This window comes from Nonomuraea mangrovi, assembly GCF_042681425.1.
GTDB classification, from domain to species: Bacteria; Actinomycetota; Actinomycetes; order Streptosporangiales; family Streptosporangiaceae; genus Nonomuraea; species Nonomuraea mangrovi.
This window is the reverse complement of record NZ_JBHUFV010000028.1, coordinates 14,362-38,824: the sequence shown is the minus strand read 5'-3', so window position 1 is coordinate 38,824 and position 24,463 is coordinate 14,362. Positions and strand designations below refer to the sequence as shown.

The 24,463-nt window shown below is 67.7% G+C and carries 18 protein-coding genes and 4 pseudogenes; 7 read left to right on the top strand and 15 right to left on the bottom strand.

Going from position 1 to position 24,463, the window contains the following annotated elements:
* Window positions 1–7 precede the first annotated feature (7 nt).
* From ACFSKW_RS17960 to ACFSKW_RS17945, 4 genes are all read right to left on the bottom strand, one after another.
* The gene (locus tag ACFSKW_RS17960; protein WP_379573399.1) at window positions 8–1,333 is read right to left on the bottom strand and encodes an L-fuconate dehydratase; all 1,326 of its coding nucleotides are present in this window, start codon (window positions 1,331–1,333) and stop codon (window positions 8–10) included.
* 85 nt (window positions 1,334–1,418) lie between these two features.
* Window positions 1,419–2,333, bottom strand: coding sequence for an ABC transporter permease (locus ACFSKW_RS17955; RefSeq protein ID WP_379573398.1), 915 nt, complete (start codon window positions 2,331–2,333; stop codon window positions 1,419–1,421).
* A gap of 121 nt (window positions 2,334–2,454) precedes the next feature.
* Complete coding sequence (locus ACFSKW_RS17950) at window positions 2,455–3,912, bottom strand: sugar ABC transporter ATP-binding protein (RefSeq protein WP_379573397.1); 1,458 nt, start codon at window positions 3,910–3,912, stop codon at window positions 2,455–2,457.
* A gap of 184 nt (window positions 3,913–4,096) precedes the next feature.
* Window positions 4,097–5,161 carry a sugar ABC transporter substrate-binding protein gene (locus ACFSKW_RS17945; RefSeq protein ID WP_379573396.1) on the bottom strand — a complete coding sequence of 355 codons (1,065 nt, stop codon included), beginning with the start codon at window positions 5,159–5,161 and terminating at the stop codon, window positions 4,097–4,099.
* Window positions 5,162–5,425: 264 nt separating this feature from the next.
* Here ACFSKW_RS17945 and ACFSKW_RS17940 point away from each other — a divergent pair, with 264 nt between their 5' ends.
* From ACFSKW_RS17940 to ACFSKW_RS17930, 3 genes are all read left to right on the top strand, one after another.
* Window positions 5,426–6,142, top strand: coding sequence for a FadR/GntR family transcriptional regulator (locus tag ACFSKW_RS17940; RefSeq protein WP_379573395.1), 717 nt, complete (start codon window positions 5,426–5,428; stop codon window positions 6,140–6,142).
* Window positions 6,139–6,990, top strand: a complete 852-nt coding sequence (locus ACFSKW_RS17935) for an amidohydrolase family protein (protein ID WP_379573394.1) — start codon at window positions 6,139–6,141, stop codon at window positions 6,988–6,990. Before ACFSKW_RS17940 ends, ACFSKW_RS17935 begins: the two co-directional genes overlap by 4 nt.
* A 319-nt stretch (window positions 6,991–7,309) precedes the next feature.
* Window positions 7,310–8,203, top strand: coding sequence for a LysR substrate-binding domain-containing protein (locus tag ACFSKW_RS17930; RefSeq protein WP_379573393.1), 894 nt, complete (start codon window positions 7,310–7,312; stop codon window positions 8,201–8,203).
* 12 nt (window positions 8,204–8,215) lie between these two features.
* On the opposite strand, the gene ACFSKW_RS17925 is transcribed toward ACFSKW_RS17930, so the two are convergent.
* The 7 genes and pseudogenes from ACFSKW_RS17925 to ACFSKW_RS17900 all read right to left on the bottom strand — a co-directional run bounded on the left by ACFSKW_RS17925 (window position 8,216) and on the right by ACFSKW_RS17900 (window position 14,480).
* Window positions 8,216–9,670, bottom strand: coding sequence for an aldehyde dehydrogenase family protein (locus tag ACFSKW_RS17925; protein ID WP_379573392.1), 1,455 nt, complete (start codon window positions 9,668–9,670; stop codon window positions 8,216–8,218).
* Between the two features lie 36 nt (window positions 9,671–9,706).
* On the bottom strand, window positions 9,707–10,807 hold the full coding sequence (locus ACFSKW_RS17920; RefSeq protein WP_379573391.1) for a zinc-binding dehydrogenase: 1,101 nt from the start codon (window positions 10,805–10,807) through the stop codon (window positions 9,707–9,709).
* 11 nt (window positions 10,808–10,818) lie between these two features.
* Window positions 10,819–12,111 (bottom strand): MFS transporter, encoded by a 1,293-nt coding sequence (locus ACFSKW_RS17915; protein ID WP_379573390.1) that lies wholly within the window; start codon window positions 12,109–12,111, stop codon window positions 10,819–10,821.
* An 80-nt stretch (window positions 12,112–12,191) separates the two neighbouring features.
* Window positions 12,192–13,526: a phosphonoacetate hydrolase gene (gene phnA / locus ACFSKW_RS17910; RefSeq protein ID WP_379573389.1), complete on the bottom strand. Its 1,335-nt coding sequence runs from the start codon at window positions 13,524–13,526 to the stop codon at window positions 12,192–12,194.
* Window positions 13,527–13,704: 178 nt separating this feature from the next.
* Window positions 13,705–13,964: pseudogene (locus tag ACFSKW_RS55000) on the bottom strand (IS701 family transposase); the annotation flags it as partial.
* On the bottom strand, window positions 13,964–14,110 hold the full coding sequence (locus ACFSKW_RS17905) for a hypothetical protein (RefSeq protein WP_379573388.1): 147 nt from the start codon (window positions 14,108–14,110) through the stop codon (window positions 13,964–13,966). The gene ACFSKW_RS17905 and the pseudogene ACFSKW_RS55000, both read right to left, overlap by 1 nt.
* A 22-nt stretch (window positions 14,111–14,132) precedes the next feature.
* Complete coding sequence (locus ACFSKW_RS17900) at window positions 14,133–14,480, bottom strand: helix-turn-helix domain-containing protein (RefSeq protein WP_379573408.1); 348 nt, start codon at window positions 14,478–14,480, stop codon at window positions 14,133–14,135.
* A gap of 341 nt (window positions 14,481–14,821) precedes the next feature.
* Between ACFSKW_RS17900 and ACFSKW_RS54995 the strand changes: the two are divergent.
* Window positions 14,822–15,721: pseudogene (locus tag ACFSKW_RS54995) on the top strand (IS1634 family transposase); the annotation flags it as partial.
* 8 nt (window positions 15,722–15,729) lie between these two features.
* Here ACFSKW_RS54995 and ACFSKW_RS17885 read toward each other — a convergent pair.
* Window positions 15,730–16,617, bottom strand: a complete 888-nt coding sequence (locus ACFSKW_RS17885) for an ISL3 family transposase (RefSeq protein ID WP_379573385.1) — start codon at window positions 16,615–16,617, stop codon at window positions 15,730–15,732.
* A gap of 161 nt (window positions 16,618–16,778) precedes the next feature.
* A complete protein-coding gene (locus ACFSKW_RS17880; protein WP_379573384.1) occupies window positions 16,779–17,327 on the bottom strand; it encodes a hypothetical protein in 549 nt (182 codons plus the stop codon).
* 276 nt (window positions 17,328–17,603) lie between these two features.
* Here ACFSKW_RS17880 and ACFSKW_RS17875 point away from each other — a divergent pair.
* Window positions 17,604–17,978, top strand: a pseudogene (locus ACFSKW_RS17875) (helix-turn-helix domain-containing protein); the annotation flags it as partial.
* Here the strand turns inward: ACFSKW_RS17875 and ACFSKW_RS17870 are convergent.
* Window positions 17,878–19,338 carry a hypothetical protein gene (locus ACFSKW_RS17870; protein WP_379573383.1) on the bottom strand — a complete coding sequence of 487 codons (1,461 nt, stop codon included), beginning with the start codon at window positions 19,336–19,338 and terminating at the stop codon, window positions 17,878–17,880. The pseudogene ACFSKW_RS17875 and the gene ACFSKW_RS17870 sit on opposite strands and share 101 nt — an antisense overlap.
* Window positions 19,339–19,774: 436 nt before the next feature.
* Here ACFSKW_RS17870 and ACFSKW_RS54945 point away from each other — a divergent pair.
* Together ACFSKW_RS54945 and ACFSKW_RS17860 are read left to right on the top strand one after the other, a co-directional pair.
* A pseudogene (locus tag ACFSKW_RS54945) lies at window positions 19,775–19,876 on the top strand (IS481 family transposase); the annotation flags it as partial.
* Window positions 19,877–21,355: 1,479 nt separating this feature from the next.
* Complete coding sequence (locus ACFSKW_RS17860; RefSeq protein WP_379573381.1) at window positions 21,356–23,149, top strand: discoidin domain-containing protein; 1,794 nt, start codon at window positions 21,356–21,358, stop codon at window positions 23,147–23,149.
* Window positions 23,150–23,209: 60 nt separating this feature from the next.
* Here ACFSKW_RS17860 and ACFSKW_RS17855 read toward each other — a convergent pair whose 3' ends face one another.
* Window positions 23,210–24,376, bottom strand: a complete 1,167-nt coding sequence (locus tag ACFSKW_RS17855; RefSeq protein ID WP_379573380.1) for an ROK family transcriptional regulator — start codon at window positions 24,374–24,376, stop codon at window positions 23,210–23,212.
* Window positions 24,377–24,463: the final 87 nt, after the last annotated feature.

Below are 24,463 nucleotides of genomic sequence, written 5' to 3'. Positions count from 1 at the left end.
CCGTTCGTCAGAGGCGGGCGGACCACACGGGGCCGTCGGGGTAGGCGTATTCCTTGAGGGACGCCTGGTGCATCTCGGCTCCAAGCCCGGGAAGGGCCGGCGCGAGGTAGTGGCCCTCACCGATGCGTACCGGGTCGACGAAGTGTTCGTGCAGGTGATCGACGTATTCGATGACGCGGTCCTCGACCGTGCCGGATACCGCGACGTAGTCGAACATCGACAGGTGCTGCACCATCTCGCACAGGCCCACGCCACCGGCGTGCGGGCACACCGGCACCCCGAACTTCGCGGCGAGCAGCAGGATCGCGATGTTCTCGTTGACCCCGCCGACCCGTGCCGCGTCGATCTGCACGATGTCGACGGCGCCGGCCTGGAGGAGTTGCTTGAAGACGACCCGGTTGGCGACGTGTTCGCCAGTGGCGACCTTGATGGGGCTGAGCGCCTCACGGACGGCGGCGTGGCCGAGGATGTCGTCGGGCGAGGTCGGCTCCTCGATCCAGTACGGCCGGTAGGGGGCCAGCTCACGCATCCACTGGATCGCCTCGGCGACGTCCCATCTCTGGTTGGCGTCCACGGCGATGCGGACGCCGTCGCCGACCGCCTCGCGGGCGGTGCGCATGCGCCGGATGTCGTCGTCCAGGGAGGCTCCGACCTTCAGCTTGATCAGGGCGAAGCCGTCGGCCACGGCCTCGCGGGACAGTCGGGCGAGCTTCTCGTCGGAGTATCCGAGCCAGCCGGGGGTGGTGGTGTAGGCGGGGTAGCCGCGCTCCAGCAGGCGCGCGATGCGCTTCTGGCGGCCGGGTTCCGCGCGCCGCAGGATGTCCAGCGCCTCCTGGGAGGTGAGGGCGTCGCTCAGCCAGCGGAAGTCGACCTGACCGACGAGCTCCTCAGGCGACATCTCGCTGAGGAACCGCCAGACCGGCTTGCCGGCGCGCTTGGCGGCCAGGTCCCAGGCGGCGTTGACGACCGCGCCTGTCGCCATGTGAATGACGCCCTTCTCCGGCCCCAGCCAGCGCAGCTGCGGGTCGTGGACGAGGGAGCGGGAGAACGCGCCGAGGTCGGCGCAGATCTCCTCGACGGACAGGCCCACCACGTGGGAGGCCAGGGCCGCGATGGCTGCCGCCTGCACGTTGTTGCCGCGGCCGGTGGTGAAGGCCAGCGCGTGGCCCTCCAGCCCATCCGTGGCGTCGGTGCGCAAGATGACGTAGGCAGCGGAGTAGTCAGGTTCGGGATTCATCGCGTCGGACCCGTCCAGGTGCTCCGACGTGGGGAAACGCACGTCGAGGACGTCCAGGGCGGTGATGCGGGCGGATACGGGCGCAGCAGAGGACATGACGGTGGCTCCTATGGGATCGGGCGGGAACGGTCTGCCCGAGGTTGATCAAGGGGACGGCGAAGGCGCGGCATGTGCCGCGGGGTCATTCCTGAGCCTTGCCGCCCGTGATGCGCGAGATGGTCAGCGCGGCCAGGATGATCAGCCCGTTGAGGGCGCCGATCCACTGGGCAGGGACGCCGCCGAGAGTGAGCACGTTCTGGATCATGAACAGCAGCAGGATGCCGCTGAACGCACCGAACATGGTCCCCTTGCCGCCGTTGAGGCTGATCCCGCCGATGACGGCGGCGGCGAAGACGGTAAAGATGTAGCCGTTGCCCTGCGCGGACGCGACGGAGGCGAGTCGACCGGACAGCAGCAGCCCGGCGAGTGCGGCAAGCAGGCTGCCGGTCACGATCACGATCGCCAGTACCCGGTCGGTGCGGATGCCGGCCGCCTTCGCCGCATCGACGTTGCCGCCGATGGCGTACAGCGAGCGGCCGAAGTTGGTCCAGCCGAGGACGACGATGGCGGCCGCGAACAGCACTAGGCAGATCCAGATGGAGGCCGGCACCCCGAACCAGACGGCGGAACCCAGATACAGCATCGACGACGGCAGTTGGAAGAAGGTCTGGCCGCCCGAGACGCCGGTGAGGACGCCGCGCAGCACGATCAGCATGCCGAGCGTGACGATGAATCCGTTGAGGCCGAAGCGGATGATCAGCAGGGCGTTGATCACGCCGATGAGTACGCCCACGGCGAGGGTGACCGGGATGGCCCAGCCGCCGGGGAGCAGGCCGAGTCCGTGGCCGGCACCGATCGGTACCACGAGCCAGGCCGCAACGCCGGGCGCAAGGCCCATGGTCGACTCCATCGACAGGTCCATCTTCTTGACGATCAGGATCATCGTCTGCGCGAGAACCAGCAGGGCGATCTCGGACATGGTCTGCATGACGTTGATGAGGTTGTCTGTCTGCAGGAAGACCGGGCTGACGATCTGGCCGACGATCGCGATGCCCACGATGGGCGGGACGAGCGCGAGGTCGCGGAGCCTGGCGAGAGGAATCCGGCCGCCGATCAGCCCCTTCCCCTTGGTGGGCGGACGTACGGCCGAGGAGGCGGGCGCGTTCGCGATGTCGTTGTCAGTCATGGTTCTCGGCATTGAGGGTCATTCCTTCCATCGCGGCCACAAGGTCGTGGTCGTGCCAGCCGCGGCGGGTCTCTGTCGTTACTCGGCCCTGGAACATCACCAGGACCCGGTCGCACAACCGCAGGTCGTCGAGTTCGTCGGAGGCGATGAGCACGCCCGTGCCGGTCTCCGCCGTCTCCTCGACCTTGCCGAGGAGGAACTCCTTGGAGCGCACGTCCACGCCTGCGGTCGGGTTGATCAGGACCAGCAGCCGGGGTTCGTCGGCGAGGGCGCGGGCCATGACGACCTTCTGCTGGTTGCCCCCCGACAGCGCGGAGACGGGCAGCTCGGGGCCGGGTGTTTTGATCTCAAGTTTTTCGATCGAGGTCTCGGCCAGTAGATTTCGGCGCCGGTTGCTGATGAAGCCGCCTCGGCCGAGGCGGGCGGGCACCGACAACGTGGAGTTGTCCGCGATCGACATGGCGGGCACGTAGCCCTGGTGGTGCCGGTCCTGCGGGACGAAGCCCGCGCCGGCGGCGAGTGCGGCGGGTACGCTTCCCGGCCGCGGCCGGCTTCCGGCGATCTCCACCTTGCCGCTGTCGGCGGCCCGCAGCCCCACCACGGTCTCGGCGACCTCCGTGCGTCCGCTGCCCGCGGCCCCCGCGAGCCCGACGATCTCTCCGGCGCCCACCTGGAAGGTGATGTCGGCGTACGCGCTGCCGCTCAGATCTTGGACGCTCAGCGCGGCCGTGGCGTCGGCGTCCAGTGAGCTCACCCGTTCGCCGCCCAGGACCACCGCCGTCTCGCCCGTCATGGCGGCGACGAGTTCGGTGCGGGACAGCTCCGCGACGGGGGAGGTCACGATGTGCCTGGCGTCCCGGAACACCGTGACCATGTCGCAGATCTCGTAGATCTCCTGCAGGTGGTGGCTGATGAACAGGAAGGTGACGCCCTGGGCCTGCAGGTCGCGGATCCGGTCGAAGAGCCGGTTGATCGCGGTTCCGTCGAGCTGGGCGGTGGGTTCGTCGAGGATGATGAACCGGGCGCCGAAGGACAGCGCACGGGCGATCTCGACGAACTGCCGCTGCTCGACGCTGAGGTCGCCCGCGAGGGTTCCCGGGGCGACCTCCACCGACCATGCCGACAGCAGGTCCTCGGCGCGGCGCCGGGTGCCGCGCCAGTCGATGAGCCGGCCGCGACCGTGGTCGCACCGGTTCAGGAAGAGGTTCTCGCCGACGGTCAGAGTGGGAATGATCGTCGATTTCTGGTAGACGCAGGCCACGCGCTGCCGCCAGGCGTCTCGGTCGGTGAGCCGTGGTGCCGGCTTGCCGTCGAAGGTCAGCGTTCCCTCGTCCGGGCCGAGGAGACCGGTGATGACGTTCACGAGGGTGGATTTGCCAGCGCCGTTGCGGCCGACGAGCGCGTGGGTCTCGCCGGGCCTGATGGTGATCCAAGCGCCGTCGAGGGCCACCGTCGGACCGAATCGTTTGACTACGCCCATCGCCTCGACGACGGGTGGACTGCTCGCAGCCCACCCGTCGTCAGTCGGGCCAGGCGCGGGGTGGGCTGCTCGCTCCCCGTCGCTCATCTCTACCGCCTTGCTTTCGTTCGTGGTTGCGGACCGGGGCCGGGCCTTCGAGCGACCCGGCGCGTTGTCAGCCGAGGTTGTTGCCCCACAGGGAGGTGTCGGTGCTCTTGAGGCTGGGGACGCCGTCGTAGGTCCCTCCGTCGGCGGTGACCAGCGGCGCGGACAGTTGGTCCTCCAGCAGGCCGGGCCGAACCTGGATGATCGTGCTGTCGTGGTCGGTCTTGCCGGGCTGGAAGGTTTTACCGTCGATGGCGGCCTTCAGGTAATACAGGGCGTACTTGGCGTACAGGTCGGCCGGCTGCGAAACCGTCGCGTCGATCTTGCCGTCGGCGATGGACTTGAGCTCTTCGGGGATGCCGTCGTTGGAGACCACGAACACGTGCTTGGGGTCGGTCGGCGGGACGAGCAGGCCGCGCTGTTTGAGGAGCTGCAGGGTGCCGGCCAGCGCGAAGCTGGACTGCATGTAGATGCCCTTGATGTCAGGGTTGGCCGTCAGATCAGTCTGGAGCTTCTGCGCGGCGACGGCGCCGTCCCAGTTGGTGGCCTCGCCGAACACCGTGATGCCGGGGTAGTTCGCCTTCATGCACTCGTTGAAGGCCTCGGTGCGGTCCCGACCGTTGATCGAGTCGAGGCCGCCCTGAAGCATCACGACCTTGCCCTTGCCGCCGAGCTTGGAGCCGAGGTACTTGCAAGCCTTCTCGCCGTAGGCCCGGTTGTCGGCCCGGACGACCATGAAGACGTCGCCGTTGTCGGGGCGCGTGTCGACGGTGACGACCGGGATCTTCTTCGCTTTGAGCTGGTCAAGTGTCGGCGCGATGGCGGCGGTGTCCTGCGGGGCCATGGCCACACCCTTGACGCCCTGGCTGATGAAGGTCTGCACGTTGGCCGTGAGCTTGGCAACCTCGTTCTGCGAGTTGGTCGTCTTGAGGGAGAGGCCAAGCTGCTTGGCGTAGTCGGGCGTGTACTTGATGTAGGAGTTCCAGAAGTCGGTATCGGAGCGGGGGTAGTCGACGCCGACCAGCGGGCCGTCGGCCGACGTGGTTCCGGTGCCGGAAGCGCTGCCGCAGGCGCTGAGCAGCGCCAGTGCGGAGAGAGCGGAGGCGGTGGAGAAGAGGGCGGTTCTGAGCCTCATTCGGTACTTCCTCATGCTGGTCCCAAAGGCAGGGCGGAGACAGATCCACATGGGGCGGGAACACGACACCACTCCAAATGGATGGGATGTATGTATAGCTCCGCACTTGTCGCGCTGTCTACCCTCTAGCCAGCAAACGCGAGAAATCGCAGGTAACGGACTTGAGATCCGATAGGCCTGCAGCCGCAGCACCAGGAGACATCCCATTAATCGACTTCCGTAGACATGGGATGTCCTGATAGCCTTCGGACCGAAGGAGGACCGATGTCACTGACCGACAAGGCCATCACCCGCATCCGGGAGATGATCCTTTCCGGAGAGCTTCCAGCAGGCTCGAAGCTGCCGCCTGAGCCGCAACTCGCCGCCGAACTCGGGCTGTCGAGGAATCTCATGAGGGAGGCGGTCAGGGCACTGGTCGTTGCCAGAGTCCTGGAGATTCGGAGGGGCGACGGGACCTATGTGACCAGCCTCGATCCCGCGCTCCTGTTCGAAGGGCTCGGCGCCGCGGTCGAACTGCTGCACGGCGACACGCTTCTGGAGCTGACCGAGGTGCGCAGGCTGTTCGAGCCGATCGCCACCGGCCTCGCCGCCAGCCGGATCACGGCGTCGGAGCTGGTCGTCGTGGAAAGTCACCTGATTGCGATGCGCGAAGCCAGCGACGACGTCGAACTGCTCAACCAGCATGATGCGGCGTTCCACCAGGCGGTCGCCTCGGCGACCGGCAACACCACCTTGGCCACCCTGCTCGACGGCATCTCAGGACGCACCCTGCGAGCGAGGATCTGGCGCGGAATGGTCGACGACGCCGCGGCCGGACGCACCTTGTACGAGCACGAGGCGATCTACGCCGCGCTCGCCGCCGGTGACGCTCCGCTCGCCCAAGCGGCGGCGCTGATGCACGTGAGCACCACCGAGCAGTGGCTCCGCGAGCACCTGCGAGGAGACTCCGAGGCGCGGGCCGACCTCAAAGAGGCGCCATGAGGATCGACGCCCACCAGCACTTCTGGGAACTGGCCCGACGACCCCAACCCTGGCTCGATGGCCCGGAGACCACCCGGATCCGTCGCGATTTCACACCCGAGGACCTCGCCCCGGAGACGAAGGGCGCCGGAATCGACAAGACGATCCTCGTCCAAGTGCTGCCGGACGTGACCGAGACCAGGGAATTCCTCGCGACCGCCGCGGCGACCGAACTCGTGGCCGGAGTGGTCGGCTGGGCCGATCTGACCGACCCGCAGCTGCCCGAAACGCTCGCCTCTCTGTGTGAAGGCCCCGGAGGCGAACTGCTCGTCGGGATCCGTCATCTCGTCCAAGGAGAGCCCGACGACGACTGGCTGAACCGGCCGGACGTGCGGCGCGGGCTCGGGGCGGTCGCCGAGACCGGCTTGGCCTACGACCTGCTGACACTGCCTCGCCAGCTGCCCGCAGCGATCACCACCGCGCGGGCGCTTTCCGACCTGACCTTCGTCCTGGACCATCTGTCGAAACCCGCGATCGCCACCGGCGAGCTGGAGCCGTGGGCATCGCTCATCGGTGAGCTCGCCGCCGAGCCGAACGTCTTCTGCAAACTGTCCGGCATGGTGACCGAGGCGAAGAAGCAATGGCGCATCGAGGATCTGCGCCCCTACACCGAGGTGGTGATCGAGGCGTACGGACCGAAGCGGATCATGTTTGGCTCGGACTGGCCGGTCTGTCTGCTCCAGGCGTCCTATGCCGAGGTCGTCTCCGCCGGCGAGGAGCTGACCCGCCATCTCACGGCGGCCGAGACCGCCGAGATCTTCGGCGGCACCGCGCATCGCGCCTACCGCCTGGGCAAGCACGGCTCCTAGTGGTCGATCCCGGCCATCAGAGGGTGGCCGCTCAGTCCAGGAAGCCGGTGTTGCGACGACCGGTTGAGCCCAAGCAGTACACCTGTTTCCGCTTCACCGGCGGACATTGACGCCTCCGTCGGCATGGTCGGGGAGGCGCTGGTCAATGGGCGTCAGCTGCGCCTTCTTGGCCGTCGCGGAGCATGGGTCGGCAATCGCCCGCCGTACCTCGAAAATGACAGCAGGTGATCTCCAGGCCGTCGCAACACCACTCGGCGACCAGGGCGATGCAGTACACCTAGAACAATCGGCGAGCTCTGAGCACGAGGAGGTTCGCAGCATGGTGACCTTGAACCAGCTGGAAGTCCTGGCGAAAGTGGTCGAGTCCAAAGGCTTCTCAGGGGCGGCCAAGTCGCTCTTCATGAGCCAGCCGGCCGTGTCGAACCACATCAGGAACCTGGAGCGCTCCCTCGGAGTCCAGCTCGTCCACCGCACCAGCCTTGGCGCACGCCCCACTCCCGCAGGTGAGGTCGTGGTCGAGCACGCGCGCAGGGTGTTCGAGGTCCTGGACTCCCTCGATCGGGCCATCGCCGACTACCGCGGGCTGGAAGGTGGCAATCTGGTGGTGGCGGGCACGACCACTCTCGGCACCTACCTCCTGCCTCGCCTCCTCGCCGACTTCTCCCTGCGAGCGCCCAAGGTCAGCTGCCAGATCCGGGTAGGCAACGAAGAGGCGGTCGAGTCCTGGCTGCTGCGCGGAGAGGTCGCGCTCGGCCTGTGCGCCGATACTCCGCGCGATGAACAACTACTGACGCAGGGGATGTTCGAAGAGTCCATGGTGCTTGTGGCCGAACCGGACTCCCCCCTCGTGGGACGGGCGCTGACCCCCTCCGACCTGGCCGATCAGCGCTTCCTCATGCGCGAGAGCGGATCGGCCAGCCGGCGGCTCCAGGAGTACGCGCTGCGGACATGGGGACTGGAGACCGCCGAGCAGTGGGACATGTGGGGCCCCGACACACTCAAGCAGGCGGTAAGCCAGGGACTCGGCATCTCGCTCCTGTCCGAGCACGCCATCAGACAGGAGACCAAATCCGGGATCCTGGCCGCCCTGACCATTATCCCGGCTCCCCCGACCCGAACCGTTTCCCTCGTCAGACGGATCGACCGTGTCCTCACCCCGCCGGAGGAGGCGTTCGTCGAACTCGTCCGGACCGTCGCCGTGTGGCCCGCCTGACGGCCTGGCCGTTCAGTACCTGATGCAGGCGGACCTGAGGTCGGTGTAGAAGTCCCAGACGTCAGGCGAGCATTCGGGAGCGCCGAGTTGGGAGGCCTTCGCCCCCATGTGCGGCAAGTGCGAGTACGCGCCCACACCGGGACGGTTCACGTGCAGCATGCCCGCCTGGAAGTCGTGGAGGGCCTGGAACATCAGGGACGGGTTCTGAGTGAAGATCGTGCCCGACATTCCGTACTTCACCGAGTTCGAGATGCGCATGGCGTCCTCGTAACCCTCACAGTCGATGACGGAGAGCACCGGCCCGAAGACCTCCTCCTGGGCGATCTCGCTGTCCCACGCGACATCGGTCAGAACGGTCGGCTCGACGAAATAGCCAGGGGTGTCGAGCGTGGCCTCCTTCCCGCCGCAGGCGACCCACGCACCCGCTGCGACCGCACCTTCCACCGCCGCCAGGCAGGCGCGCAGCCGCTCGTCGTTGACCACAGGGCCGATGTCCGCCCACTCCTGGTCACCGCGCCCGATCCGCATGGCCTGAACCCGCGGAAGCAGGATGTTGAGGAGCTTGTCCCGTACGGACCGGTCGACGATGACCCGGCTGGTGGCGCTGCAGCGCTGCCCGCTCTGCCCGAACGCGCCGTGGACGATGGCGTCGACAGCCGCGTCGACGTCGGCGTCAGCCAGGACGATCAGCGCGTTCTTGCCTCCCAGCTCGAGTTGGGTGCGCATCAGCCTGCCTGCGCCGGCCCGGTTGATCGCCTGGCCCACGGGCAGGGAGCCTGTGAAGGAGATGCCGGCCACGCGCGGGTCAGCGACCAGCGCCTCGCCGGGACCACGGTCGCCCTGCACCAGGTTGAGCACGCCCGGCGGCAGGCCCGCGTCGGCGAAGGCCTGCACCAGCAGAGCGGAGGTCCACGGAGTCAGCGGCGACGGCTTGAGCACCGCCGTACAGCCTGCCACCAGGGCGGGAGCGACCTTCCACATGGGGATGGCCACAGGGAAGTTCCAGGGTGTGATGAGGCCTACGACGCCGAGCGGCCGCCGGAAGGTCATCGCCAGGGTGCGGGGCTCCTCGGCGGGAGTGGTGACGCCGTTGATCCGGCGGGCCTCCCCGATCGTGAAGTCCAGGATGGCCAGCGAGCGGGACACCTCGCCCTTGCTCTCGGACAGGCGTTTGCCCTGCTCCCGGGTGATCGCCTCGGCGAACTCGTCGCGCCGCTCCCCTATCAGCCGCGCGGCGACGGTAAGGGCTTTGGCCCGCTCGATCGGGCCGATCACGTCCCACTCGCGGTGGGCGGCGGTCGCGGCGTCGACGGCGGCGGTGGCGTCCTTCGCGCCCGACTCGGTGAACTCCCCGATGACGTCGTCGGTGTTGGCGGGGTTGAGGTTCGGTCGAACCGCACCGGTCTGTGACGGCACCCATCGGCCGTCGATGTGGTTGAGCAGATGGTCGGGACTCGGCTGCGCCATGTGGGACTCCGTAAGAGATGAAGGGTTGCGAGCTGGTCAGTCCATGCGCACGGCGATCCGGGGAGCGGTCCCGGTGCGCGCCATGGCGACAGCGGCGTCGATGTCCGAGAGCGGGAACGAGGCGGGAACGAGTGCGGCGAACAGGTCCTGCTTCGGGGTGCGCATGAGGAAGTCGACGGCTTCGGCCAGGTCGTGGACGGTGTAGTTGTGGCTGCCGATCACGTGGGACAGGTTGCGCACGAAGGCGTTGGGCTCGAAACTCACCTTCGGTCCCGGTGACACGGAGCCGACCAGTGCCACGCGCCCGTCCAGCCCGACGATGTCCAGGGCCGACTGCACGGCCAGGCTGTTGCCCGAGAGTTCGAAGACGACATCCGCGCCGAGGTCCTTTGCTGCGGCCTCGAGGTCGCCTGGCGAGCAGGCCACCGTGGCGCCGAACTTCAGCGCGAGGTCCCTGCGGCCGGCGTCGACGTCACACGCGATGACGTGCTCGGCCCCGAGGTCACGGGCGAACGCCACGGCGGTGAGTCCCAGCATCCCGCAGCCGATCACGGCCACCGAGTCGCCGGCCGTGAGCTCGGCGCGCCGCGCCGCGCACACGACCGTGGCGGTGGCGCAGTTCGCCGGTGCCGCGACTTCGGCGGGGAGTGAGGCAGGCACGGGCATCAGACCGGTGCCCGCGACGAGGTGGCAGTGTGTCGCAAAACCCCCGTTGAGCCGCCACGCGTCCGTAATGGCCTCGTGACCGTATTTGCGGACGCCCTCGCACTTCTGCGGAACGCCGCGCTGGCAGCGTCGGCAGGAGCCACAAGAGGTCCCGATCGTCCAGGTGATGCGTTGCCCTGGAAGCAGCGGCTTCCCGTAGACGGTGTATGCCGCGCTGCCCACGGCCTCGACGGTGCCGACCGCCTCGTGCCCCAGCACCGTGGGGAGCGGGGTGGGCCGGTCACCGGCGATGGTGTGCAGGTCGCTGCCGCAGATGGTGGCCAGCTCCACCCTGACGAGCACCTCCCCGGGCATCAGCCGGGGCAACGGCTGCGGCTTCACCGTGAAGCCGTTGTCCGGCCCCGCCCAGATCGCGGCTGTCGCGCCTAGGGCCTCACGTACTCGGAGTGCCCCGCTGCTGAGTTCGGTCATCTCTGTACCTCCTAGCGTCGGATAGTGAGGGCGACCAGGGCGCTGCATCCGCATGCCACGGCCACGACGGGGAAGATGAGACTGGTGTTGCCTGTGGCGTCCATCAGACCGCCGATCATCGGCTCGGCCGCGCCGGCGAAGATGTAGGCGAAGCAGTTGACCGCACCGGTCGCCGTGCCGGCCATGCGCTTGCCCGCGATATCGGGGCAGAGTGCCCAGAAGGACGACTGCGGGCCGTACACGAAGAAGCCGGTGAGGAACAGGACGACGATGCCGGACGTCGTGCTCAACGGCGCGAGGTACATGGTGAGGGCCATCACCGCGCCCAGCAGCATGAACAGGATGATGGGGCGGTCCCGCCGTGCCCCGAACAGCCGGTCGGAGATCTGACCGTTGACCAGGGCGCCCACCGCCATGCCCACGGGAAGGGCGACCGAGATCCAGAGTGGGCTGATGCCGCCGGCGCCTTCCTTCCAGTCCGCGCCGAGGAAGTAGACCGGGACCCAGATCAGCAGCCCGTAGCGGGCGGTGTTCTGAAATCCGATGGCGATGCCCGCCGACCATATCTTCGGGTTCCGCAGGACGGCCTTGTAGCGCTGGATCGAGGTCTCGCCTGCGATCTGGTCGGCGGATTCCGCCGTCCTATCGGCCGCGGTGGCGGTGTGGCTGGCAGGCGGGGTGACACCGGCCTGCGCCGGAGTGTCCCTGGCGATCAGATAGAAGGTGACGCCACCCACGAGCATGAGCAGGACCGGCACCCGGAAGATCCACTGCCAGTCCAGGTCGAGGGTGTCCACCACGATCGTCGAGGTGACGAAGGCCAGGACCGATGCCATGCCCGCGGCGAACGTGTAGAAGCCGAAGCTCTTGCCGCGCTCGTGCGGGGCCCACCAGTTGGAGATGACCCGTCCGCCGGAGGGCCAGCCGAGGGACTGCGCGTAGCCGTTCAGTCCCCAGAAGAAGCCCAGCGATTTCGGACCGATGGAGAAGCTGGTGAACCAGTTGAGGATGGTGGACAGGATGGCTCCGGCCGCCATCATGCGGCGGCCGCCCCACTTGTCGGCGAGATTGCCGTTGATCATCTGGCCTGCGGCGTAGGACCACAGCAGGATCCCGCTGATCGCACCGAGCGTGGCCTTGCTGAGACCGAGGTCCTCCTCAAGGCCCGGGATGGCGAAACCAAACGTCTGCCTGCCCGTGTAGAAGAAGAAGTAGCAGAACATGGCGGCCAGGAGCATGCGCCACTTGAGTCGCGCGTACTCGGACTCCGGCAGAGGCTCGGGATTCCGGATCCCGGGAATCACATTTCCGACGTTCGACATGGTCTCTCAACCAATCTTAGAAAGTGTCGGCTTGATGGCGGGCGATGGCGACCGCTGCGCGGTCAGGTCGCGTTTTCCTCCTGGGAGACCAGCGTCGTGGCCACCCAGAAGGCGTCGTAGTTGTGGATGCGGGCCGGCTCACCGAACGGGGCGTCCAGCAGGTCGGGCGTGGACAGGCGCCGGTTGATCAGGAACGGGATCTGGAGCTCACCCAGAGCTCCATGGGACCGCAGCGGCGCGTCGAGCCCGCTGAGGTCGTGCCAGGCGGCGAAGCGTCCGAGCGCGGTGCCGGCCTCGGCGAGGATCACAATGTCCCCGATGCGGTCGGCGGGCAAGGAGTAACGCGCGGCCGCCTCCCCGCGGCCGTGCACCTCCTGGATCCCCTCGACGCCTCTCAGTGCCGCGATGGTGGCCTCACAGTCGGCGCCCTCCGGCAGGTAGAGGCTCGCGAAGGAGCCCAGAGCGCCGTGGTGAACGGTGTACGGGTCGGTGATCGGCAGGATCACCCGCAGGTCGTTCGTCTCGGCGGGAATTCCGAGGATGCGGCGGGCCTCGTCCTCGACGTAGACCACACGCGGGAGTCCTGCGTCGTCGGACTTGGCGCTCATGCCGTGGTCGGCCGTCAGCACGATGGTGGCGCCGAGTTCGGCCAGCCTGCTGGCGTAGCGGTCGATCATCTCGTAGAAGGCGTTCGCCGTCTCGGTACCGGGTGCGTTCTTGTGCTGGATGTAGTCGGTCAGCGACAGGTACATCAGGTCCGCGCCACGAGTCGCCAGGATCTCCAAACCCGCGGCGAGCGCGAACTCGCTCAGATCGGCCGAGTAGACGTCCGGCAGCGGCTTGCCGACCAGGGCCAGGACATCGCCGATGCCGTTCTCCTCGACGGTGGCCTGGTCGGCCTTCTCCGCAGAGAAGCAGATTCCGCGCCTGGCCGGTGCGACGAACTCGCCTGAGCCGTCCAGGGCGGGCCCCTCCTCGACGAGACCCGCGCCCAGCAGCCTGCGGAGCTTGTCCTTGGCGGTCACGACGACGACGTCGAGTCCTGCCTCGTTCGCCGCGGCGAAGATGGTGGGCGCCCGCAGGAAGCGCTTGTCGTTCATCAGCACTTCTTCACCAAGTTCTGTGTCGAAGATGTAGTTGCCGCTGATGCCGTGCACGCTCGGGGGGCGGCCCGTCGCGATGGACAGGTTGTTCGGGTTGGTGAGGGCGGGCATCGCGCAGTGGGCGGGCCATGAGGACCCGTCCCATTCGAGGACTTTGCTCAGCCAGGGCATCCGGCCAGCCGCCATGGCCTCGATGTGATAGTCGGGTTCGCTGCCGTCGATGCAGATCACCACGACAGGGCTTTCAGGCTTCGCATAGGTCCTGCCGTTGACGCTGAACGTCCCTGTTGTCACAAGGGGCTCCTTGATGAATGTGCGTGGATGACTTCTGCTGTAAGCACGAGAGTGCGCGGCAGTACGGTCCCGCAGGAACCCCGTTTTCGGTTATCGGCGCTATAAGCTCAATTGCGGCCCCCTGCCGCTCGGCCGGTACGGTCGGCGCCAAACTCCCGCCGCCGGCTTGGTCGATGCTGGCCCAGGCATACCAGCGCGGGCCCTTGGCGCCCACTCCGGCGCGATAACATGCCGGTCGGCCACGAACGAGGGCGGCGGTCATCTCGACCCCGTCCAGGACAAGCCTCCGGTTGGCGGCGAGCGCAAGCACGTAGCCGACCTGCCGTCCTCCAGCGCCGCGGGCAGGCGTGGATCTTGGCCGTAGACCTCATCGCCGCTCATGCAGCGGGGCTTTACCCCGGCCTCCAGCGCGGCAAGGATCATTGCGGTGGCCAGGGCTAGCAATTGGCTCGCGGCATCCGCGGCGGAGTCTTAAGCACCACGACACCCTCGCCGGCGAAGATCTCATCGAAGACGGCGGTGAACTTGGCATCCCGGTCACGGATGAGGAACCGGAACGAGCCGGCCCTCTGCCCGAGGTTCATGAGCAGATTGTTGGATGGGTGGTCACACCCAGGACGTGCACGCGCCGCGTCTCCACCCCATCACGAACAACACGTACAGGCGTTTCAAGAAGACCGTGTCGACGTGGAAGAAATCGCAGGCCAACAACCCTTTCGCCCGCAGGCGCAGGAACCTCCTCCAGGAGGCGTCCAAGCTTCGGGAAGCCGGGCCGGATCGGCGCGAGCGCAGGATCCGTCTCACCGTCGCTTCACCGACATGGAACCCCAGGCGAACCAGCTCACCGTGTACCCGCCGATACCCCCACCTCGGGTTCTCGCGTGCCAGACGGACGACGAGATCCCGGACCTCGTTGCTCGTTCCAGGACGGCCAGGGCGCTGGGATACGTCCACCAGCGTTTGATCAAACGACGATGCCAAGCCAGGAAGGTGCCCGGGGTGACCAGGCGAGGTGCTCGCAGCACCGTCGGCAGGAAGCGGGCCAAGGCCGCCAGGACCGCCCGATCGGCCCAGTCCGGCTTCGGCCGGACGACCTGACGCTTCAACACCGCCACCTCATGCCGGAGCACCATGATCTCGACGTCTTTGGACGCCTGACCGTCCCAGTAACACCAGCCAGCCAAGCACCCGCGTCAGAATCAGGTACAGCAGACGAACCGACACGGACCGCGATCTTGCCCGTGCCTTGGCTGGAGGTCAAAACCGCAGATCAGAACCACGTGATGAATTCTGAAGCGGTACAGGACTGGGTCAGCCATGACGTGCATATCGAGGGCCTGGCCGAGATCGGCGAGCAGGCCTGCGACCGGGCGATGGACTGGCTGCACGAGGTCCGCGACGATCTGGAGAAGCAGGTCTTCGACCAGGTCGCCAACCTGTTGAATCTCGAGGTCGACCTGCTGTTCTTCAACACCACCTCCACCTACTTCGAGTTGGAGGAGCCCGACGAACCGGTCGGGCGCACCGAGCGTGGCGAGGTACTGCCCCGAGGGCCGGCAGCCGCCTGAGGGGGTGGATCCGACCGGGTTCCGCACGCACGGCAAGTCCAAGGACTCCCGCGATGACCTGCCGCAGATCGTGATCGGCATGGCGGTCACCCGCGACGGCATCCCAGTCCGCTGCTGGTGCTGGCCCGGCAACGCCTCCGACCAGGTCGTGATCCGGCAGATCAAGGACGATATGCGGGACTGGACCCTATCGAAGATCGTGTGGGTCGCGGACCGGGGCTTCTCCTCGGCGGACAACCGCCGCTACCTGCGGCAAGGCGATCACTCCTACATCATCGGCGAGAAACTCCGGTCCGGCTCGCCAGAGGTGAAAGCCGCCCTCTCGCGGCAGGGCCGCTACACCGAGATCGGCGACAACATGCGCATCAAGGAGGTGCGCATCAGCGAGGTCGAACGGTTCGTCATCTGCCACAACCCGAGACCGCCGAGCGGGACAAGCACATGCGTGACCAACTCCTCGCGCAGCTCGCCGACTTGATCGACGACACCGATCAGCTGAGTGAGTTCAAACGCGGCGAGCTGCGCGGGAAGATCGGGGGCAAGCCTGGCCTCAACCACTACCTGCGCACCACCCCGGCGGGCAAGCTCCGCATCGACACCAAAAATGCACAGGTCCCGGCTGATCTCAGTGATGGTCATGCCGCGCTGGAGGGCCTGGTGAACCTCGGCATGCGAATGCGGTCAGCGAGCGTTTCGGGCGCGCCGGACGGGGTGGCGGACTCCGCGGCAGGCTCCTTCGCCGCAAGAGGTTCGCGCAGGTGAGGACGGTTGCGGGCGACAGCGCGCTCGACGGCGCCGGTCAGGTTATGGAGCAAGTGCCAGCGATCCGCCACCTGCTTGGCCAGCGGTGCGCCGCGGTGACCGCCCTCGGCGTAGCATCCGGCGCGATCTCGGCAGATCACCTCCACGCCTGGATCTGCGTCCAGCCATGCCGCGAACGACTCGGCCGAGCGATCCGGTAACAGGTCGACCGGCCGCCCGGTCTCCACATTGACCAGCACCGTCCCGTAGACGTGCCCGCGTCGCCACGCGAATTCGTCCACCCCCGACACCCGGGGCGTCGGGAACTGCGGGTCGGGCAGAGCGCGTAGCAGCCGCAGCAGCGTCGACTTGCCCACCGCCGCCGCCAATCGCGTGGCCAGCCGTGCACCTGGCCTGCCACCCAACGCCAACGCGATCGACCGCAGAACCTGCGCCAGGCCCGGAGCACGCCGGCCGTACGGAACCGTCAGCCCCGGGATCTGCTCGGCGAAGGTCTTCTTCGTGCAGGCGGCGTTGCCGCAGAACATTCGGCGTGCCCGCAGGCCGATCAGTACCTCCTGGCCCGCGATGGGCCGATCCGACAACCTGCGGTCGTAGCGGCTGTGCACCCGTCCGGAAGAGACGCCACACGCCGGACACGGCATTTCCACATCCACGCTGCTGGTTCGGATCCGGACCGTACTTCCGGCCAGGAACACCCGCTCCACCTGCACACCCACAAGGTGCGGAAACAACACCGAGAGCACGTCCGCGATCGCCATCCGGCATGATCGCGATGCCCATCGCCACAGAAGATCGACTCACTCGAATCGTTACCTGGGGACCAAGCGTGATCACGCAAAGTGGGACAGAGCCAATTCTGGTTCTGGCCCACATTTCGTGATCGATGACTTCGCGTTACGCCGTGAGCAGGAGGGCTGTACTAACGTCTCGGCCTCCGACGCCGCACGTAGTAGGCGTAGGTCAGGGCCAACACCAAGGGGCCCCACAAGATCCCAGGGGCGATGCACACGTTCGCCAGCGCTTCCCACCAGCCGTTGGAAAACCCCAAACCATGGAATCCCGGGACGTTCAGCCAGGTCAGCAACGTGCTTCCGTACATCGCGGTCGCGGCCAAGCCGCCCAGAGTGGAGGGGATGATCACCGCCAACGGTGGGATGCGCCTCCCGCCAACGATCGGGAGCCAGGCAGGCGCAACCTCACCCCATCCCCGCACCAGACCGAGGGAGAGGAGCGCCGCCGCCTCCGACACCACGCTGAGCCCGAAGACATAGGGAATGGCCCACCACACCCATGCCGGCGCGTTCGGATCGACCATCCCCATCCCGAAGTCGAAGGCGAACGGCAGCCGCCACAGGCAATGGGGAAGCAGCAGGAAAGGGATCGCATTGGCGCTGAAGACCGCCCATCTCGGAACTGGCTGTTCGGTATCACGTACAGCCAGCGTCGGGGTCATCAACTTGATCGTCATGAGATCACCGTCTCCGATCTTCGACGGCTGGACCTCCCCTATCCGGGTGGTCTCACTCCCCCCGACGAGGGAGAAGCTGTTCATACACACCCGTAACCCGGCGCCCGACACAAGAGCCGTTTCGATCACGAAACGTGCGCCAGATCCAACGTTTCAGCCGGTGCCGTCAGGCCTGCTGCTCCGTCCCCAGGACCCGCAGGGCCTGACCGCGCTGTCACTGCACGATAATGATCGCGCCCGGCTCGTGTGCGATGACGAACCGATCTCACCGAACGAGAATCCGGCATCCTCACCCTCGTCGCCCAAGGCCTGTCAAACATTGGTATCTCCCGCAACCTGCATATCGGCCCGGCCACCGTCGAAATCTACGTCAGCCGCCTCCTCACCAAGCTCGACGTCACCACCCGCATCCCGCAAGCCGGACCGCTGTCGCGACCGTACTCCGGACCGCCGGCGCCATCTTGGCCGCGGCCGGCGCCCTCGTCTCCCGAGCCCCGCGCCGGGGAAGCGCGAGCGGCGCAGCACCGCCAGAGTGGTGCTGCGGCGGTGCTCAGCGTTGCGGCGAGAACCGCGCCCGCCAGCGGCCGGGCAGCTCCACTGCCCGCCAGCCGGTGGCGTAGCGAGGCGGTCGCGCGCTTGAGTAGATCATGACGAGCCGGTGGCCCCGCTGCATGGCCTGACTGGCCCGTGGGGGCAGCTGCTCGGGAAAGCTCCGAATGAGTCCCTGTGAGCTGCAGCCGAGCATGTAGCCAACCTGGACGCCCGACTGGCCGTAGACCATGCAGGGGGCCCGCACTCCCATCCGATACAGCTCCTCGGTGGCCAGGCGTTCCCACTCCCGACTCTCGTATGTGATGGTCGACATGCGGAAGGCGTAGGCGCCCTGGAGAGCGAAGTGGGCGAGCAGGCCGGCGGCCACGAAACCCGCGGCGGCGTGCCACAGCGGTGGGCGTGCCCGGCGCACCAGCCCGATCGCGCCCTCGGCGAGGGGAAGCGACAGCAGCGCGTAGGTCGGCATGAGGAAGCGCGGAGCGGCGTAGCCCACGTAGAACAAGTACGGCGCGGCGATCACCAGCCCGGTCGCCGTCGCCAGCAGAAGTGGACCGCGACTGCGGTCGCGCCACGCCGACCAGAGCCCGACCATGGTCATCAGCGGGATCGCGAGCCACCAGATCAGTGCGGGAGGGGAGACCTCCCCGCAGTCGACTCCCCACCGGCACAGCGAGGGGCCGTCCAGCGCGCGGGCGTGCTCGACGACGGATATGGTCAGGCCCGTCCGGTTGGCCGCTCCGGCCGCGTGCCACCGGGCGGCGATGCCGCCGTATCTCAAGCTGGCTTCCACCAGCCACTCGCTCCATCCAACGCCCAGCCCGACCAGGACGGCCATGAGCGAGCGGATCCGGCGCGGGCGTGTCAGGATCGCCAGGCCCGCCATCGGCAGGGCGATGACCAGCGCGTCGGAGGGGCGCATCAGTGACACGGCGGCCATCGATCCGGCCAGGCCCGCCGTCGCCGCTCTGGACCGGCCACCCAGGGCGAAGAATCCGGTCGCGGCGACCGCGCCGAGAGCAACGTACAGGTTGGGCATGGCCTCGTTGCCGTAGAAGAGGGACAGCCAGCAACCGGCGAACAGCAACGCCGCGAGCGGGGCCGTGTAACCGGTCCGCACGCGCGTCCAGACCAGGAAGGCCCCGAACAGAGCGAGAGAGGAGATCATGGTGAGGTAGATCCGCAGGATGACGACCGAGTCGGTGAGCGCCACCACGGGCGTGACCAGCAGCGGCACCCCCTGGGCGCGTGGCGCGCTGAACTCCGCCGGCGGCGCGTGCGCGGCGAACTGGCTGGCGTAGACCGACTCGTCCCACCCGATCCCCATGCGAGCGGAGACCAGCGTCAGTTGCGCCAGGCCGTAGAGCAGGGCCACCAGCGCGAGCAGGACGGTCGGCCGCAGCACCCGGTGCCGCGGCGTGCCTGCAGGAAAGGAGCGCCTCCGCAAGAGCGTGCTCAGCATCACGGGCCGCCGTGGCCGTGCCGCCGAGCGGCGGCGAGAGGTCGTCATCCCCGGTTTCTCTCCTGGTCACTTCGGAGTGGCCGTGCCGCCACCCGCTCCCCGTTGGGTAGTTCTCGCGATCGCGGGACGCCATCCGATGTCCGGACGCGGGGGCGGACCCGTCCTGTGCGGGCGCGCCGATCCCGGATTGCCGCCGCCGCGAGACCGCCGCCGGAGGCGGACGGGACGGCGGGGGAGAGCGGTGGATCCGGCGCGTCGGCGGACCGTCGCCGACGCGCTCTTCCGGCCGGGGTTCACGCCACTCCCCCGGCCAGTGGCTCTCGATGCCCTGGAAGTGGTGGTGGCGCGTCTGTCCGGCTGGAAGTGCGATACCCCGACCGGGGCGCGTCATGCGACCGGCTCCCGTCAAGAATCGAAAAGCCGCAATGAACGGCCATTGACCGAGGTGTGTGTCGTCAAGGGGTGGCTCCTGCGCCGTGCCGCCGAACGCTTCCAACTGGCGGTGAACACGGCCAAGCGGTGGCCCGACCGCTACCGGCGGCACGGCGCGGTCGTGCTGCTGCGGATGCCCTCACACGTGCCCGGACCCGAGAGCCTGTGGGCGAACGCATCAAAGGCTCATCGCACAGGGCTGACCTGGTAGTCCACCACGTTGGCCATGTGGCTCGTACACCCCAGGGTCATGGATGCATGGAACGCATCGGCGGATCAGCCGTGCTCGGTCCGTACTCTGTGGCCATCTTGCTCGGATCAGATCAGGTTGGATGCCGCCGCCTTCCTCGGCCGCGCAGGCCTGGGTGAAGTGAAAGACGACAACCAGCCTCTCGTGAACGTCGGTCTGGCGTCCTCACCAGACGCCACCAAAGGCGAACACTCCAGAATGAAAGCGTCCACGCGTCGCGGACGCGCCTGCCAGGTGACGTCCGGCCGGGTACGAGGGCGCTGATGCAGTCGGCATGCGCACCCCAGGCGATCATCCTCCCCGTAGGCTCAGCGCCCAGATCGCCGTGTCGGGCGTGGTGTCGAGATCTACCCGTGCGTCGACGACACGCCTGGGGGCGTCGGAGCTACCGTCAGGACGGTTCCGCACGCCTCACCACGCCGCAGTCCTCGAAGCGTGATCAGCCGGCACAGGGCGAACAGCCGATGCCGACTGACTTCCTCCAGAAACAGCCGGGTCTGTTCCGGCGTCCACACCATCACCGCAGACGGGCGCGGCACCCGGATGTGGGCATCGATCGGATCGGCCCGCCGCCCTCCGCACCGGAGCTTCTCCGCCCTGCGGTAGTCCCGAAACCCCTCGCGCCAGTCGGCAACCCGGTCTCTGGTCCACACCAGCGCTTTGGGGCGGGTCCTGGCCGGCATCTCCAGCGCTGCTGCGGGTCGAAGTCGATCAGCTGGTCCTGGATGGCCATGTTCAGCGCGTGCCGAAGCGTCGCCCGGATGCTGTGCATGGTGGCCGTGCTGACCGGACGCCGATACTTGACGCCGGCCCGTACCTCACGATCGGCGCCGGCGCGGCGCTCGGCCCTCCTGGACTTTATTCCATAGTCTGTAAATATTCATCATGAAGACCTTGCGGCGCAGTGGCGATGCCGGAATGATCCCAATAGAGAGCCTTCACTTGGAACAACTTCCTCTGGAGTCTGTCAATATGTGCAACCACGCGCCGACCACCTGTGACGACACGCAGAGTTCACGTCACCTGAGCCTGCCCGGCGCCATCTCCCACCCTGTGCGAGGTACAACCGGAAATACCGTGTCCGCGCAGACGCCCAGCGTGCACTCGTCATCGGGCTCCTGAACATGCCCGGAGGGCGAGGCCACGGACCCTTCTTCGAAGCCGGCCCGGGGCCGGCAGCCGCATGCGTCGGTCGCCGTCGACCAGCGCCCACGCACTGCCGCCCGGCCCTGACGCGTGCCTTGCCGCCGCCGCGGCGGCTCACCTGACAGCCCTCCTCGCACACCCCGAGACCAACCTCCTTGATCCCCAAGAAATCTCGCAAAAGGAATGCCCATGCGCTTCTTAGTCCCTCCGCTCGCAGTCGCCGTGGCCTTGACCGGACTGCTCGCCGCCACGAACACCACCGCAGCCGCCGCCGACCGCGGAAGCAAGCCGAGCTACCGGTTGGACTGCGACGGCGACGGCCCCGGCAGCACCTGCACAGTGGTCGCCACCGGCAAGGCCCGACCTCACCGCGTCGAAGAGTTCGTCACCACCGTCAGGAGCGGCGACCAGGTATGGGCGCGAGACACCTTGTACACGCGTGACGGGCAGGTTCGCAGCCGCCCCTTCGTACTCCCCGAAAAGGATGTGACGGTCGACGTCTCCCTCACCTCCCTGCCGGAGAACCACGTGGGAACACCGCTCCGGCTCATGGCATGGAACCTCTTCGTCGGCGGCACCTACAACCGCCAGGAGAATACCGGCGAGAACCTCGCCCAGATGATCGACTACATGAACGAGGTCAACCCCGACATTCTTTTCGTGGTCGAGGGGTACGGCTCCGGCCAGAAGATCCTCGACGGGCTGAACGCCGGACGGGCGGAGGGCGACCGATTCGCCGGCGTGCAGCTCACCACGCCCGAGGACTACAGCGTCAACGGCGACAACCTGTGGCTTTACACCAAGCTCGACATCCAAAAGGTGTACCCGCGCTACGCCGACGCCGACATCAGCTCATTCAACCTGGGCGGCGCCCGGCTCGGCTTGCCCAATGGCAAGCATGTCCACGCCTTCAGCCTGTGGACCTGGCACGACGGTTGGGCTTACGGCGACACCCACGACGCGGCGGTGCAGAACACCCACGGCCTCCCCCGCACCAAGACCAACGAACAGATCCTGGAGGGCGACAACCTTCGCCGGGTCGCCATGGGCAAGGCCATCCTCGAGAAGGCGATCCCGTCCTTCATCGGCGACGACGATGCCCCGGTGCTCATGGGCGGCGACCTCAACGCGCAGTCGCACCTGGACTGGAGCGAGCAGTTCGCCAACGCCCCCGGCCACGGCGGCGTGGTCCTGCCTTGGCCGTACACCAAGCTGTACACCGACCACGGCTTCATGGACACCTTCCGCTACGCCAACCCCGACGCCGGACGCTACCCCGGCCGCACGTGGAGCCCTTACCACGGCATGGGCGCCATTCCAGGCCGCATCGACTACGTCTTCGCCCGCGGCAAGGACGTCCGCATCCTGGGGTCTCGCGCCGACATCGATCGCCTCCCCCGCCACCGGCAGAGCTGGCTCAACCAGCCCTACCCCTTCTACTCCGACCACGGCTCGGTCGTCACCGACATCCTGATCCGCGGCAAGGGGACCGGACTCGACCGGGAGCCCGTCACCGAGGAACCCGGAAAGGGACGCCACATCTGGCCGGCCGAGCCCGCCGGTCGCCGCATCCCGCCCGCCGAGCTCAAGGCCACTGCCAGCACCTTCAAGCCCGGCATCGGCGATCCGCGCAATGCCATCGACGGCAAGCTGACCACCGACTTCCACTCCGACTACCCCATCGTTTCCCCGCAGCCGCACACCATCACCGTCGACCTCGGCCGCGTGAGGGAACTGTCGGCCGTACGGTTCCAGCCCAAGCTGCGCACGAACATGAACGGCACTATCCTCAAGGGCATGGTGCAGGTCAGCGACGACGGCATCACGTTCAGGGACGTCACACCCGTCGAGTGGCCCCGCATGACCGCGCCCAACGATGTCAGCCTCAAGGGGCTCTCGGCCCGGTACATCAGGCTGCGCTCCGACTACGGCATCGGCGGAGCGTCCGCCCTGGCCGAGATCATCCCCTACGAGAAGGCCTGACAACGAGGGCCGGCCGAGCCAGGTGAACCCTGCTCGGCCGGCCTTCAAGAGGAGGCGACGTCAAGAGATGCGCTGGGGAGCAGCGGGGTCGAGGATGGCCCCTTCCAGTGAGAAGAGCCGCTCGTCCACACCGTCCAGCGCCAGGCAGGCTCCGCCCAGGGCGACGCATTCCTCACCGAGCGTCGACGGCCGGATGTCGGGAACGCGCAGGCAGTGGGGCTCAAGGGCCTGGTTGAGCGCGGGAAGCAGGACGTCGGCCGAGCGGGAGAAGCCACCCCCCAGAACGACCAGCTCAGGATCCAGGGTCAGCACCATGGCGGCGGTGCCGAGGGCGAGGTGGTGGGCGTAAGTATCGACGGCAGCCTGGGCTTCGGGGTCTCCGGCGCGGGCTGCGTCGAAGACGAGCCGGGCAGCCTCCTCAGGTGATGCGCCGACGGCCGCGCGACAGCCCTCCAGGTTGCCGGCCATGGTGCGCCACCCGGTGACCTCCATGAGGCCCACCTCGCCGGTGGCCCCGCTGAACCCGTGGTGAAGCCGGCCGTTGAGGATGAGCGCGGCACCGGGCCGGCGGCCGACGTGCAGGTAGACAAGGTCCTGAACGCCTGCCGCGACGCCGAGCCGCTGCTCGGCGAGAGCGGCCAGCTTGCTGTCGTTCTCGATGGTGATCGGGCAGGGCAGGCGCTGCCCGAGATGGCCTGCTAGATCGACTCCGGCCCAGTCGGGAAGATCGTGGACCCGGATGACCAGCCCTTCCCGGTTGACGACGCCGGTGCTTCCTGCGGTGGCGCCCCACAGGTCGGAGGCTGCCCGGCCGGCGGCGACGAGTGCTGCGTCGATGGCTCTCCACACGGCCTCCAACCGCTCATGCCGGGCGGTGTGCCGGTCGACGGCGACCCGGCCGCTGGCGATGGTCCGGCCCGCGAGGTCGGTGACTACGGCCAGGACCTTGTGGACTCCTATGTCGATGCCCAGCACGTGCCCGACGTCGGTGCGGAAGCGGTAGCGCTTGGCGGGCCGGCCCAAGGTGCCCGGTGCGGGGTCCACCTCGGCGATCCAGCCACGTTGCTGGAGCTCGGCGACGACGTCCCCCACGGAGGCTCGCGACAGCCCGGTCTGCGCGACCAGCTCTGTGAGCGTCAACGGTGCGCGCGCCTCGCGCAGGGCGCGGAGGCTGTTCAGGGTGTTCTGCTGACGCAGCCGCTGAAGGTCTCCACCACTGACCTGCACGGGCGTGCTCCTCACTATCAACAGTCTCTGAATTGTGTCGTGCTGGTCTACCTGGATCATCCGGCATCGGGGGTCTTGACGGCAAGG

What these genes read in the sequence shown, in the direction of transcription:
- ACFSKW_RS17930 (WP_379573393.1), top strand. Translation starts at nt 7,310, where the DNA reads ATGGTGACCTTGAACCAGCTGGAAGTCCTGGCGAAAGTGGTCGAGTCC.
- ACFSKW_RS17960 (WP_379573399.1), bottom strand. Translation starts at nt 1,333, where the DNA reads ATGTCCTCTGCTGCGCCCGTATCCGCCCGCATCACCGCCCTGGACGTC.
- ACFSKW_RS17860 (WP_379573381.1), top strand. Translation starts at nt 21,356, where the DNA reads ATGCGCTTCTTAGTCCCTCCGCTCGCAGTCGCCGTGGCCTTGACCGGA.
- ACFSKW_RS17885 (WP_379573385.1), bottom strand. Translation starts at nt 16,617, where the DNA reads ATGGCGATCGCGGACGTGCTCTCGGTGTTGTTTCCGCACCTTGTGGGT.
- ACFSKW_RS17940 (WP_379573395.1), top strand. Translation starts at nt 5,426, where the DNA reads ATGTCACTGACCGACAAGGCCATCACCCGCATCCGGGAGATGATCCTT.
- ACFSKW_RS17935 (WP_379573394.1), top strand. Translation starts at nt 6,139, where the DNA reads ATGAGGATCGACGCCCACCAGCACTTCTGGGAACTGGCCCGACGACCC.
- ACFSKW_RS17905 (WP_379573388.1), bottom strand. Translation starts at nt 14,110, where the DNA reads ATGAACCTCGGGCAGAGGGCCGGCTCGTTCCGGTTCCTCATCCGTGAC.
- ACFSKW_RS17945 (WP_379573396.1), bottom strand. Translation starts at nt 5,161, where the DNA reads ATGAGGCTCAGAACCGCCCTCTTCTCCACCGCCTCCGCTCTCTCCGCA.
- ACFSKW_RS17870 (WP_379573383.1), bottom strand. Translation starts at nt 19,338, where the DNA reads ATGCTGAGCACGCTCTTGCGGAGGCGCTCCTTTCCTGCAGGCACGCCG.
- ACFSKW_RS17920 (WP_379573391.1), bottom strand. Translation starts at nt 10,807, where the DNA reads ATGACCGAACTCAGCAGCGGGGCACTCCGAGTACGTGAGGCCCTAGGC.
- ACFSKW_RS17880 (WP_379573384.1), bottom strand. Translation starts at nt 17,327, where the DNA reads ATGACGATCAAGTTGATGACCCCGACGCTGGCTGTACGTGATACCGAA.
- ACFSKW_RS17925 (WP_379573392.1), bottom strand. Translation starts at nt 9,670, where the DNA reads ATGGCGCAGCCGAGTCCCGACCATCTGCTCAACCACATCGACGGCCGA.